Source organism: Saccharibacillus endophyticus, from assembly GCF_013185185.1.
GTDB lineage: Bacteria > Bacillota > Bacilli > Paenibacillales > Paenibacillaceae > Saccharibacillus > Saccharibacillus endophyticus.
Genome location: NZ_JAAZWE010000010.1, coordinates 72,733 through 85,936 on the forward strand (window position 1 = coordinate 72,733; position 13,204 = coordinate 85,936).

Annotated in this window: 12 protein-coding genes; all 12 read left to right on the forward strand. The window is 52.5% G+C overall.

Going from position 1 to position 13,204, the window contains the following annotated elements; genetic code table 11:
- The first annotated feature begins 270 nt into the window (after positions 1 to 270).
- Complete coding sequence (locus HRQ63_RS24405; protein WP_172247759.1) at positions 271 to 2,958, forward strand: stalk domain-containing protein; 2,688 nt, start codon at positions 271 to 273, stop codon at positions 2,956 to 2,958.
- 72 nt (positions 2,959 to 3,030) lie between these two features.
- Positions 3,031 to 4,227 carry a sensor histidine kinase gene (locus HRQ63_RS24410; RefSeq protein ID WP_172247770.1) on the forward strand — a complete coding sequence of 399 codons (1,197 nt, stop codon included), beginning with the start codon at positions 3,031 to 3,033 and terminating at the stop codon, positions 4,225 to 4,227.
- Complete coding sequence (locus tag HRQ63_RS24415) at positions 4,199 to 4,924, forward strand: response regulator (RefSeq protein ID WP_037287163.1); 726 nt, start codon at positions 4,199 to 4,201, stop codon at positions 4,922 to 4,924. The genes HRQ63_RS24410 and HRQ63_RS24415 overlap by 29 nt, the downstream gene beginning before the upstream one ends.
- A 277-nt stretch (positions 4,925 to 5,201) precedes the next feature.
- Positions 5,202 to 7,256, forward strand: a complete 2,055-nt coding sequence (locus HRQ63_RS24420; RefSeq protein WP_172247760.1) for an ATP-dependent helicase ComFA — start codon at positions 5,202 to 5,204, stop codon at positions 7,254 to 7,256.
- A complete protein-coding gene (locus HRQ63_RS24425; RefSeq protein ID WP_172247761.1) occupies positions 7,253 to 8,047 on the forward strand; it encodes a ComFC family protein in 795 nt (264 codons plus the stop codon). Before HRQ63_RS24420 ends, HRQ63_RS24425 begins: the two co-directional genes overlap by 4 nt.
- Before the next feature lie 173 nt (positions 8,048 to 8,220).
- A complete protein-coding gene (locus HRQ63_RS24430) occupies positions 8,221 to 8,625 on the forward strand; it encodes a TIGR03826 family flagellar region protein (protein ID WP_172247762.1) in 405 nt (134 codons plus the stop codon).
- Positions 8,626 to 8,818: 193 nt separating this feature from the next.
- On the forward strand, positions 8,819 to 9,088 hold the full coding sequence (gene flgM / locus HRQ63_RS24435; protein ID WP_037287172.1) for a flagellar biosynthesis anti-sigma factor FlgM: 270 nt from the start codon (positions 8,819 to 8,821) through the stop codon (positions 9,086 to 9,088).
- 110 nt (positions 9,089 to 9,198) lie between these two features.
- Positions 9,199 to 9,699: a flagellar protein FlgN gene (locus HRQ63_RS24440; protein ID WP_172247763.1), complete on the forward strand. Its 501-nt coding sequence runs from the start codon at positions 9,199 to 9,201 to the stop codon at positions 9,697 to 9,699.
- Positions 9,700 to 9,718: 19 nt separating this feature from the next.
- Complete coding sequence (gene flgK / locus HRQ63_RS24445) at positions 9,719 to 11,317, forward strand: flagellar hook-associated protein FlgK (RefSeq protein ID WP_172247764.1); 1,599 nt, start codon at positions 9,719 to 9,721, stop codon at positions 11,315 to 11,317.
- Between the two features lie 22 nt (positions 11,318 to 11,339).
- Positions 11,340 to 12,245 carry a flagellar hook-associated protein FlgL gene (gene flgL / locus HRQ63_RS24450; protein WP_172247765.1) on the forward strand — a complete coding sequence of 302 codons (906 nt, stop codon included), beginning with the start codon at positions 11,340 to 11,342 and terminating at the stop codon, positions 12,243 to 12,245.
- Positions 12,246 to 12,337: 92 nt separating this feature from the next.
- Entirely contained in the window at positions 12,338 to 12,784 is a 447-nt protein-coding gene (gene fliW, locus HRQ63_RS24455; RefSeq protein ID WP_172247766.1) for a flagellar assembly protein FliW, read from the forward strand.
- Positions 12,784 to 13,014, forward strand: coding sequence for a carbon storage regulator CsrA (gene csrA / locus HRQ63_RS24460; RefSeq protein WP_172247767.1), 231 nt, complete (start codon positions 12,784 to 12,786; stop codon positions 13,012 to 13,014). Before fliW ends, csrA begins: the two co-directional genes overlap by 1 nt.
- The last annotated feature ends 190 nt before the right edge of the window (positions 13,015 to 13,204 follow it).

A 13,204-nucleotide genomic window follows, 5' to 3' on the forward strand; every position in this document is an offset into this window, starting at 1 on the left:
AGTTCGCCTAGTCCTCCTCGCTCAGACTTTTTCGAACTATACACAAAAGCGATCATTTCTTCAAATTATTTGGTGAAATGATCGCTTTTTCTCTTTTCATTTTGCGGAAGTGAGGTAGAATGGTTTATTGTAGTTTGTTTTTTTGTCGAATTTGCAGGAACTTTTGCGCGTCGTTTCAGTCTATTACAATAGTGGCGTATATTGGCCTCGCATGGATTAGTCATACATACGCGAACGAATCTGTACAGATAGGGAGCGAAACCGAACATCATGAATAAGCAGGGCAAAAAGATAGGGAAAAAGTGGATGGTTGCCGTATTGGCCGGAGCCTTGGTCGTGCAGCCGCTCGCTGTTCCGGGCTGGGGAGCGTTGACGGGAGTGCACGCGGCTTCTGCGGCGGCAGCCGTTTCCATCAACAAGACCAATGAAGAAATCATCACGTCCGGCGCGAATCTGTTAACCTATAAATACTCCGTACCCCGTTCAGGCAAAACAGCGACCGGCCTGGCCAGCGTCATCCAGGTCGATCTGCAAAATCCGTACGTTAAGCTGGATGTCATGACCGGAAAAGGCGGTAAGTTCACCACGCTGCAAACCGTTAGCGGCATGGCCAAAGAAACCGATGCCGTAGCGGGCGTCAACGGCGATTATTTCAATACGGCGGCCGAAGGAGCTCCGATGGGAGCGCAAGTCTCGAACGGCGTGCTGATGTCCAGCCCGTCCGAGCTCAAAGGGATGTATGCGTTCGGCGTGACCAAAGACCGCAAGCCGGTGATCGACCAGTACGATTTTTCCGGTACGGTTAAGTCGGATGGCGGACAAGCGTTCGACCTGGCGGGAATCAATCTGGTCTCGTACAGTCCGGAGCCGAACGGCGGCTACAGCCACGTCGATGCGATGTACATCTACACGGACGCCTGGGGCAACGCGGAACGTCCGAAGAACAGCGCGACGATCCCTTCCGAGGCTTTGGTGGAAAACGGTGTCGTCACGAAAGTGTCGCTGAACAAGGCTCTGGAAGGCAAAGTTCCGGAAGGCGCCTATATCCTGCGTGCGCACGGGAAAGCAGCGGCTTACATGAAAGCGAATCTGACCGTGGGCGCGCGCGTGCAGACGGACTACAGCCTGGTGTCCCGAACGACGGGGCAAAAGCTTGATCCGGCTTCGCTTGAAGTCATGATCGGCGGCCACACCATTCTGGTCGATAACGGCAAAGCCGCGTCGTTTTCCCGCAATGTCGACTCGATCGGCGGCTATCGGGCGCGCACGGCGTTGGGCTACTCGCAAAGCGGGCGTTATGCGTACATTGTGACGGTTCAAGACAACGACGGCAGCAGCGGCATGTCCTTGACCGAGCTTCAGGGCTTCATGACGAGCCTGGGCATTTGGAAAGGCATCAACCTGGACGGAGGCGGCTCGACCACGATGGTGTCGCGTCCGCTCGGCGAAGAACAGGCGCAGCTCACGTTCACGACCGAATACGGCGGTCAGACGCAGCGCAGCGTCGTGAACGGGTTGGGCGTGTACACGACGGCTCCGGAAGGCAAGCTCAAAGGCTTTGCGGTAAGCGGCAAAACGCAGTTGTTGATCGGAGAAACGGCCAACTACAGCGTGAAGGGCTATGATACCTACTATAATCCGATCGCGGCGGCGAATATCAATCCGTCGTGGAAATCGAGCAATTCGAATGTCGTTTGGAACGGCAGCACATTGACGGCGAAAAAAGCAGGCACGGCCACGTTGACGGCGACCAGCAGCGGAGTCAGCTCGACGCTTCAGGTTGAAGTGCTGGGTGCCGATTCCCTCTCGTCTTTGAATCTGGGAGCAGCAACGGCGTCGCTTAAGGCAGGTACCGTCGTTCCGTTGTCCGTAACCGCGACTTTGAAATCCGGCAGTACGGTCAGCATTGATCCGTCCGCGCTGGATTGGGAGTTCGTCGGCTTCAAGGGAAGCATCAAGGACGGGTCGTTGAACGTGACGTCCGTGAACAGCGGAGCGAAAGTCGGTTACGCGATTGCCAGCTACGAAGGCTTCAAGACCATGCTGACGCTGGCCGATGTGCAGGAGACGGATTGGGAAACCTTCGAAAATGTGGCCTACGGCTTGTCGTTTACGGGCAGCCCGTCCGCGGTAACCGGCAAAGTGCAGATCAAGTCGGGTACGGGTACGCATTCCGGTTCGAAGGTGCTGCGCCTCGATTATGATACAACGGCAGGGACAGGCAATAAATATGCGTACATCAACCTGAACGGCTCGTCGGGCAAAACGCTCCCGTCGGGTGCAAGCGCGCTGAGCCTGGACGTGTTGGGCGATAATAGCTACAACTGGCTCCGGGCCGAGGTCGTCGGCCCAGACGGCAAGACCGTTTACGTCGATCTGGCGAAGAGCCTGAACTTTACCGGTTGGAAAACGCTTAGTGTGAACCTCAATCAATATGGTACAATTGCGTATCCGGCCAAAGTCAAACGAATTTATGTCGTGAATTTGGCGGAAGGACAGGATGAACGTTCCGCAAGCGGCTTCGTGGAAATCGATAACATCAAGACGACCTCGCCGGCGGACGCGGGTTCGTTGGGTCTTCCGTCAGGCGTGAACGCCAAGATGACGGTCGGTTCCAAAACGCTGCTGACGAACGGCAAAGCAAGCACGATGGATGTATCGCCCGTCGTGCGCAGCGGAGTCACTTACCTTCCGGTCAAATACATCACGGATGCGTTCGGAGGAACGTCGGGTTGGGAAGCCAAAACCGGTTCAATCTCGATTCGGCGCGGAGATCAGCTTCTTGTATTAAATTTGAATAAAAAGGACTATATTCTAAACGGAAAACGCAAAACTTCCGATTCGGCCACGATAAGTGTGTCAAATAGGACTTTAGTCCCTGTAAGGCTGGTTTCCGAGCAGCTTGGATTGCTTGTAAAATGGGAACAAGAAACGAAGACTGTGACTATCGAGTCATGATACGATAGGTTCTGAACGATCACCTGTTTGACGATAAGGTGAACGCCGGAGAGAATGGAGTCGATTTTGCCCGTGGATTTCCAAGCGGATGCTTTGAACCGAGTCATCAAAAATACCATCCAAGTCGTCGAAGACAGCAAGTATCAAATTTTTGAGATATTGGACCAGTCCCGCGCCGAACTCAACTCGCTCACCGCAGAACTGCAGAAGGTTATCAAGGAAACTTCGGACACGGCCGACATGGTCGATGATCTCGAAGGGAAATTCCGTCTTTCCCGTATCCGGCTCACGGAAGTGAGTCGGGATTTCGTTAAATATACGGAGAATGATATTCGGCAGGCCTATGAGCGGGCCACGCAGTTCCAATTGGAACTTTCGGTGTATAGGGAAAAAGAAGCTTATTTGCGAGCCCGTCGAGACGAGCTTCATCTTCGCGTGCGCAATGCCACGAGTTCGATCGAGCGCGCCGAGGCGCTGGGTTCGCAAATGAGTGTCGTCACCGAATATTTGTCCGGCGGAGAAGTCGGACAAGCAACCAAAATGTTGGAATCCGCAAAAACCCGCCAGATGGTCGGCTTGAAAATCATTCTGGCTCAGGAAGAAGAACGTAAACGCATTTCCAGGGAAATTCATGACGGTCCGGCGCAACTAATGGCTAATATGGCGCTCCGGACCGAAATCGTCGAACGCATGCTGGGCAAGCAGGATTACGGCCGCGTTCAAGAAGAAGTGGCGGATCTCAAAAAGCAGGTGCGTTTCAGCCTGGAAGAGATTCGCAAAGTCATTTTCAATCTCCGACCGATGGCGCTTGACGACCTCGGATTGATTCCGACGCTTCGCAAGTACACGCGCGACTACGAGGAAAAAAACCGGATTCGCACCGTATTCGAGACGAGGGGCAAAGAGTATCGGCTCTCTTCCGCCATGGAGGCTGCCGTCTTCCGCTTGATTCAGGAGGCGCTCACCAATGCGGCCAAGCACGGAGACCCTACTCATGTCGTCGTCGAGATCGCCTACCAGACGCAGCTTGTCAAAATCTCGATTCGGGATAACGGACGCGGCTTTAACATGGATATCTTGGAACAAAAGGCGAACCAGCATGCGCACTTCGGTTTGATTGGAATGCGGGAAAGAGTCGAGCTGCTTGAGGGACGAATGGAGATCGAATCAGCCGAGAATCAAGGAACCAAAATCGTGATCCATATCCCGACGAATGTAGAAAATGGAAAGGGGTATGAAGATGGAGAGCATGAACTCGGAACAACCTAAAATTAAAGTGCTTTTGGCTGACGATCACCAATTGTTCCGTGAAGGATTGAAAAGGATTTTGAACATGGAGGACGATATCGAGGTTATCGGGGAGTGCAGCGACGGCATTCAGGTGCTGGAATTCTGCAACGCCTACAGACCCGACGTCATCCTGATGGACATCAACATGCCCAACGAGAACGGCGTGGAAGCTACGGCGAAACTCCGCGAGATTTTCCCGGACATCAAAGTCATCATGCTGTCGATTCACGACGATGAAAGCTATGTCTTCGAGACGCTGCGCAAGGGAGCCAGCGGTTATCTCTTGAAAGACATGGAAGCGGAGTCGCTGATCAACGCGATCCGCAGCGTAGCGGCCGGCCACGCTTATATTCATCCCAAAGTGACGGGCAAACTGATTCAACAGCTTCAACGCATGACGTTCGTTAACGAACGCGGCGCCATGTTCGAAGGCGTGCAAGACGAAGAAGCCGGCGTTAAGTTCATCGGCGGCGAAGACAACCCGCTTACGCGCCGCGAAGCTGAAGTGCTGCGTCTGATGTCCGAAGGCAAAAGCAACAAAGCCATCGGAGAATTCTTGTTCATCAGCGAGAAAACGGTTAAAAACCACGTCAGCAGCATTCTGCAAAAGATGGAAGTCGAAGACCGGACGCAGGCCGTCATCAACGCAATCAAGATGGGCTGGGTTACGCTGTAAGCAACGCCTTCATTTTACGGACGAAAGTAGGGAATTGACGCTCGTGTTTCCTAGTGCGTTGTCTCCGTCTCATACCCAACACATCAAGCAGCTCTGCAAACAGGTTGAGACAGCGTAACGGGACCGATCTTGCGAAAAGCAGGGTTCGGGAAAAGTTAGTAAGTGAAGAAAATAACGTATTATCAGGAATGAAGCACACTCCTTATACGCTCGCAAGAGCGCAAAGGGTGTGCTTTTTTTATTGAATTTTTCAAAAAAATTTATCGGAGGAACAGAAATGAAAGCAGGGGTATATATTGCCGGACATGCGAAGAAACGGAGCTGGTATGTGTCGCTGGATTTGAATGTGGATCGATGCTGGTGGGGACTGCAACAAGCAAGAGGGACAGAATCGGTATTTTTTCGTCTCGTTTCCCGGGGAATGCCCCTGCAATGGGCGACGGCATTGGCGGCGCTCCAACTTGACGCGCATATTCCGGCTTGGACAAATTCCGACTGGAGCCGGCATATCCGTTCTGGTTTGGCCGAAGTGCTGAACGCGGAAGATCTGGCCTCTTTTGAGCATTTATCGGGTATTGCGGAGTCCGATGAAGCGCAAGATACGGCAATGCCTGTTCTTGGAAGCCCATTAAATGAAGCAACAGCGTCGACTTGGCTTAGAGAGTTGCATGATTCCGCAAAACGATTGACTGAAGGGTTGAACGGGAGGTCGCTGCTTGGGGGAGAAGTAGAGTCCATGTTGAAGGAGCTGGATCCTGCTTCGGAAAAGCAATGGAGATCCGTCGCGCAGTTTGCGTATTTGCAAGGAACGATCAAGCTGGAGAACGCCGTGAAAACGAAGCCAAGAAGTGCTGCGGTTCGACAGGGTCTTAAAAATGCGTTTGGTTCGGGAAATGTGCTTGCTACAAAATCGGCCCATCAGTGCATGCGCTGCGGCAGTGCTGCCGGCGGAGGCCCCTGCGGTTCGTGCGGCTCGTCCGATTGCGCGAGATGCGAGGCTTGCCGCGCGCTTGGGAGAAGCCGTTCCTGCGAGGTGTTGGTATCAAGGTTGCAGCAAAAGGATGACGCAGCATCAGATCAAGGCATATTAAGAAGGGAGAAAGTAACACAAACAGACCTGCGGGCAAGACTGACGTATTGGAATCTTAGCCCGGCGCAGGCCGAAGCCTCCGAACAAGCCGTGCATTTTCTGGAATCGCCGATCGGGACGTCCCGATCGGCTGCCACCAAACCCATGAAGCAACGACGCATTTTTCATGTAGCCATGCAGTCCGACGCCAAAAGATCCGATACATCCGGCTACGCCGCACAAGATCCAAGCAGCCGATTTCTGCTTTGGGCAGTAACCGGAGCGGGCAAGACAGAGATGTTGTTTCCGTTAATCGAACAGGTTCGCAGTCAGGGCGGTCGCGTGCTGGTCGCTACGCCCCGGCGTGACGTCGTATTGGAGCTGGCTCCGCGTCTGCGCAAAGCTTTTCCCGGTGAAACGCTGGTCGCCCTGTATGGAGGCAGCGAAGAGCGATGGCGGCGCGGAGGAGTAACATTGGCGACCACGCACCAGGTGCTGAGGTTTGTGCATGCGTTCGATTTGGTCGTCATTGACGAGCTGGACGCTTTTCCTTTTCACGGCGATCCCATGCTGGCTTACGCCGCGGAACGCTGCCGGGCAGTCGACGGGAGAACCGTTTATCTGTCAGCCACTCCGCCCAAGGAACTGCAGTCGCTGGTGCGCAAAGGGCATCTGGCCTGCGCGAAAGTGCCGGTCCGCTATCATCGTCATCCGCTGCCTGTCCCGGTGCTGCTTCGTATGCGTTCATTGTCTGAATATTTGCGAAAAAAACGACTGCCGGATGTACTGCTGCGAAAATGGCGAGCATCGTTGGAGCGAGGAGCGCAGGTTTTTATTTTCGTGCCGAAGATCGCGTTCGCGGAGCCGCTGGCGGCGCTGCTGCGTCTTGCTTTTCCGGGAATTGCCGTCGGGGCGACTTCCTCGCAGGATGAAGGACGCGGAGGCAAAGTGGTATCTTTTCGGGCAACGGATTTGAGAATGCTGGTGACGACGACCATATTGGAAAGAGGGGTCACGGTTCCTCGCAGCGACGTCTATATTTTGGATGCGGACAGCGGGCTGTTCGACGAAGCGTCATTGGTTCAGATGGCAGGTCGCGCAGGGCGCTCGGCAGACGACCCCGCAGGCAGGGTCGTTTTTGCAGCAGTTCAGAAAACGAAAGCCCAGATCGGAGCCCGTCGCCAAATTCGCCGGATGAACCGATTGGCCCGGCCGTTTCTGCTGCCTCGGCATGCCCGAAAAAGCTCGGAGTCCAAGCGATGAATATCGGGGCATTATTGCGTACGTTGTTGATGCCGACCCGCGAGAGCTGTCTGGCATGCGGTCAGTCGGCCAAGCTTGGCATGATTCTTCCTCTGCTCTGCGAACGCTGCGCTAACCGGATTCCGTGGATTGTTAAGCCGCGCTGCCCGATATGCGGACGGGCGCAGGAATGTCCGGATTGCCGGCGTCCCGAAGCGGGAGCGAGAGCTTTTTCCATCAATCGCAGCGCCGTCCTCTATGATGCGACGATGCGGGAGTGGATATCGGCGTACAAATACGGAGGAGCGGAACGGTTTGCGGAGCCTTTTTCGATCATGTTGGAGCAGGCTTACCTCCGGATGTGCCGTGAACGGTCCGCGGCGGGCGCGTGGCAAGCGGATCTGGTCACTTGGGTTCCCGTGAGCGCGGAGCGCCTTGAGGAAAGAGGGTTCAACCAAGCCGAGCTTGTTGCCCGCCGGTTGGCGAAACGTCTGAAGCTTCCGGCTTGCGACCTTTTGACGCGAAACGTGCACACGGGCAAGCAGAGCTTCAAGAGTCGGGCCGAACGTTTGCGGAATCTGGACGATGCTTTTTCCTTACTTCCTAATTTAGACCCCGGGGACTTTAAACAATGGGAAACAATAGGAAGCGCAAAACATCCCGGCGGGTCTTTTCCTATTCAGGTCCTGCTGGTGGACGACATTTATACGACGGGGACGACCGCAGCCGTGTGCGCTTCTGTGTTGAAAAGTTTGGAAAACGTTATAGATCGACCCGTGCTCGTGTACAGCCTGACGCTTGCCCGCTCGTAAAAGCGCTTGTAATGTATGCGTTATGCGTTAAAATGATAGAAGCAGCTAGAATCCTTTCGACTCTTTAGTGTGGACAAGTTACTAGAACCTTTAACAGATGAGAAGATTATCCGATATATAAGGTTGAGCGACATTTCAACATCGGCAACGAACAAGAAGGAGGCGCCCTCGAGATGAATTTGGCGAATTGTCCGCGCTGCGGCAAGGTTTTTGTGATGAATTTTAAAGGAGTCTGTGCAGCCTGCTTAAAAGATATCGAGAACGAATACGAAGCATGCGTCAAGTATTTACGGGATAATAAAGGTGCCCATATGCAGGAATTGTCGGATGAGACCGGCGTCAGCGTCAAGCAGATTACTACCTTTATTCGCGAAGGACGCATTTCGACCGCGAGCGCCCCGAACTTGAGTTACGGCTGCGAAGTGTGCGGAACTTTTATTCATGAAGGAAATATTTGCGAATCATGCCGGGCAAAATTGACGGGCGATTTGCGGGAAGCCGCCAAAGATCAGCCTAAGGCTCAAAAAAATACATCCAGCGGTGCCTATAAAGCCGTCGATCGGTTCAGAAACGACTAAAAAGTCCGTGCTCGTTTACCCAGCAATAGGAACAACGAAACAGAAATAGTCCAAATTTACGCTTGACAATTTAAAATTTTTATTTGAATAGCTCTAAACAATGTTTGAACAGGCACCGATAAACTTATTATAAGCTTATCGGTGCTTTTACTTACTCAGCGAAAACTCAAACCTTTAGGAGGTTGACCATATTATGAAGATCAACGACACATCGAGAATCGGAGCCATTAACCCTTACCAACGCACGCAAGAGACGCAGCGTACCGAAGAAACGAAGAAAACGGCGCGAAAAGACGAAGTGACGATTTCCACGGAGGCGATGGATATGCTGAAAGCAGCAAACAAACCGGCCGACAGCGATCGCGCAGCACGCATCCAAGACTTGAAGCAGCAAGTAGCGGCCGGCACTTATTCGGTAGACGCAAATAAAATTGCCGAAAAGCTCTTACCATATCTCGGATAATAACCGATAAAGGTTATAACGGAATGGGGGACTTTTTCAGAAACCCGGTTGATCCGGCGTTTTTGGGGAAGTCCCCTTTTTAAAATAATCGGAAAGAAAGGTGAACGATCTTGGCACTGAAGCAGTTGATCGGACAGCTGGAGCAGCTGAACCGTTCCCATCTTGAAATGATCGAAATCGCAGAGACGAAAAAGGAAGCCGTGATTAAAAACGAAATCGACGTATTTATCGCTACGATGAATCGCGAGTCGAAATTGTTGAAACGGATCCAGACGGAAGACGAGCTGCGTACGGAGCTGGCTTATGCTTTTATGCAGGAACGCGGAATCAAATCCCGACTGAAGCTGACGATTGCCGAAATTTCAAGATTGGTCTTCGATCCGGACGAGAAACGGGAACTGCTGGACGTGCACGCTCGCCTTTCGGAAACGCTGATGCGTCTCAAGCAAATCAATGACATGAATCGCCAGTTGATCGAACAGGCGCTGTCGTTTATCGACTTTTCCATGGAACTCATGGCGCACCGCCCCGAGCAAGACGTAACGTATCAACACCCTGCATCCCAGGGCTACGGTTACGGAAGCTCGGGCATGTTCGACAGACGCGGTTAACGAGTAAAGGAGAGAACCTATGACATCGACATTCCATTCCTTGGAGACGGCTAAGCGAAGCCTGTATACGCAGACGACGGCGCTTAGCACGACCGGACATAATATCGCGAATGCCAACACGGCGGGCTATTCGCGCCAAGTCGTGAAGACGCAGGCAACCAGCGCTTTTGAAATGCCGGGATTGCGCAACTGGACAAGCGCCGGACAATTGGGCAGCGGCGTTGAAGTGACAGCGATCGCGCGGGTGCGCGATTCGTATTTGGATGATCAGTTCCGCAGCGAGAACAGCGGACTGGGCGGTTGGACGGTACGTCAGGAAACGCTCAGCAAGCTGGAAGCGATCGTGAACGAACCTTCGGAAACGGGTCTGAGCACGGTCATGAACAACTTCTGGTCGGCGTGGTCGGATTTCAGCAAAGACCCGCAGGATATCACGAATCGGAAAATCATCAAGGAAACGACGCTTGCGATGACGGATTCCTTGAATCAAACATCGAAGCAATTGGATGCGATGACAACTGATATTACGGCGAACATCAACCTGAAAGCGACCGAGATCAACTCGCTGCTGCAAACGATCGCCGATCTGAACGCGGGCATCAAAAAAGTCGAAGACATGGGCAACAACGCCAACGATCTGAGTGACCAACGCGATTACGCGGTCGATCAGCTGTCGAAGATCGCGAATGTGGCGGTTACGAAGCTGGATACGGGGTATCAGGTCACTTTGGGCGGTGCTGCGGCGGTAGCGGGCACGACGGTGACTCCGGTAACGGAAGCCAGCCTGAAGGCTGCTTTTGACGGAGGAACGCTGAATAAGGGCGAAGTGTACGGGATGTTCGTTTCGCGGGACGATTACGTAGTCGATTACCGTTCGCAGTTGGATACGCTGGCGAATACGCTGGCGAACGGCCAATTTGAAGTTACCCTTCCCGCGGGCAGCGTTATTCCGGATAACACGACGCTGAGCGTAGTGAATGCGGACGGCACGCAAACGAATACGACATTCTCGAACACGGCGGGTAATCGGACGTTAACCGCTCCAATCAACGTGAAAGTTGACGGCATTAACGGACTCATGAAGATCGGATATACGATCGACGGCACGACGCCTTCGGCGGGTATCGACTTGTTTACGGCGGGCAGCGCCGGAACCGGCGGAGCCATTACAGCCGGGAATATCACGCTGAACGGACAAATCCAGAACAATCCGAACCTGATCGCTTCTTCTTTCCGCGTGACGGGAGCCGGAACGACTAGCGAATCGGTCGTGACAGGCAATGCCGGTCTTGCCCTGATCATGGCGGATATGAAAAGTATGAAATTCGACTTCGGCAGCGCGGCTTCGACGCCGGTTACGATCGACGACTACTTCGGATCGATCACGGGCCAACTCGGCGTGCAATCGAAAGAAGCGGCTCGCCAAGCGCAGAACGCAACGAATCTTTCGGATCAGGTCGAGACGCTCCGGCAATCGGTCAGCGGCGTATCCCTCGACGAAGAAATGACGAACCTGGTTAAATTCCAACAGGCTTATAACGCAAGCGCGCGTTTTATGACGACATTCGACGAAATGCTTGATAAACTCATCAACGGCACCGGTACGGTCGGCCGCTAATTTTTAGGGGAGGAATAATACAATGACCATCCGGATGACATCGAACATGATGAGCTCGACGCTTCTCGGCAACTTGAACCGCAATTTGTACAACATGGACAACCTGGAGCAGCAGATTTCTTCGGGCCGCAAAATCAACAAACCTTCCGACGATCCCGTAGGCGTGACCTACGCGCTTCGCTACCGTTCGCAGTTGGCGGGTAACGAACAGTTCCAGCGCGCGACCGATACGGCACAGAGCTGGCTGGACGAGACGGACAGCCAGATGGGCAGTGCAGGGGATGTCATGACCCGTTTGAAGGAATTGATGGTGCAGAGCAGCACGGGGACGTATTCGGACACGGACATGCAAGCTGCTGCCAATGAAGTCGAACAGCTTAAGAAGCAGCTTGTGGATATCGGAAACAGCAAATTCGGCGGCAAATTCATTTTCAATGGGCAAGCTTACGGCGATATGCCTTACCCGGTAGCGGCCGGGACCGATTATTCGCAAGTCGAGACCGACAATACGGCGGTGAAGTATGTAATCGGAGAAAATATTCAATTCCAAATCAATACGACGGGCAATGAGTTCTTCGGGATGAAAGGCGATTCGGATAACGTATTTGCTGCTATGGACCGAGTTGTCGCAGCCATGAAATCGGGAGATCAATCGGCAATCACGGCGGAAATGAGCGGCGTAGAGTCGAGAACGAACAAAATGCTTGCGGCGCGTTCGGAAGTCGGAGCGCGCACGAACCGTGTCGAATTGGTGAATAGCCGTTTGCTGGATCAAGAACAAAACACGACGACGTTGTTGTCGAAAACGGAAGATCTTGATGTTGCGGAAGCGTTGATCAAAGCGACAAGCGCCCAGACTGTTTACGAAGCGGCGCTTAAATCTTCGGCGAATATTATGAACTCTTCTTTGATCGACTTCATGCGTTAAAAGGTCGGAATGTTGAAATTTGAGGTTTAAAAAGATAATCTGAAGCTATGGACAACGGTCTGTAGCTTTTTTAAATCGCGAGGAGGATCTACATGGTACAAATTCAATCGGTTCACTTGGGTGAATTAACGGTAGGCGAAGAAGATCTGATTACATTCCCGAAGGGAATCCCCGGTTTTGAAGAGGTTACGGAATACGTGTTATGCGACGTGGACGATACGTATAGTTATTTACAGGCCGTTGATCAGGCGGAACTGGCGTTTATCGTTACTGACCCCTTTACTCATTTTCCCGATTACGAATTCGAGCTTTCCGACGAGTTGATCGAGGAGCTGAGCATCGCCGAGGAAAAGGGAGTAGCGATTCGCTGCATCGTGACCTGGAACAGCAATCCGGCTCGAACGACGATTAATCTGTTGGCACCCTTGGTATTTAACGTTTCGGATTGTTTGGGCAGACAGATCGTACTGCAAAACACGTCTTATCAAACTAAACACTTATTGAATCAGTCATCCCAAAGTGAAAGCGGGGAATCTTAATGCTGGTACTCTCAAGAAAAAAAGGCGAGTCCATCGTCATCGGCGACGATATTGAATTGACTGTTCTTTCCGTGGAAGGCGATACGATCAAACTCGGCATTAAGGCTCCGAAACAAATCGAGATCTTCCGCAAAGAGATTTTAGCCTCGGTTCAGGAGAACAACGAGAGCGCGGCGATCGATCCGAAGCAGTTTCTTGCTTTGCTTCAGGCTCATTCTAAAAAAGATTAAAACGATCCGAGAATTTTCGCTAAAACTATTCATGAAACCGTAAAAAGTAACGATATATAATAAGGCGGAGGAAGCGGAGCAGAACGATGAACTGCGAACAACTCACGCTAAAACAACCACACGGATGTGGGAATAACCAATTCAGGGAGGAAATATCATCATGATTATCAACCACAATATTCAGGCCGTA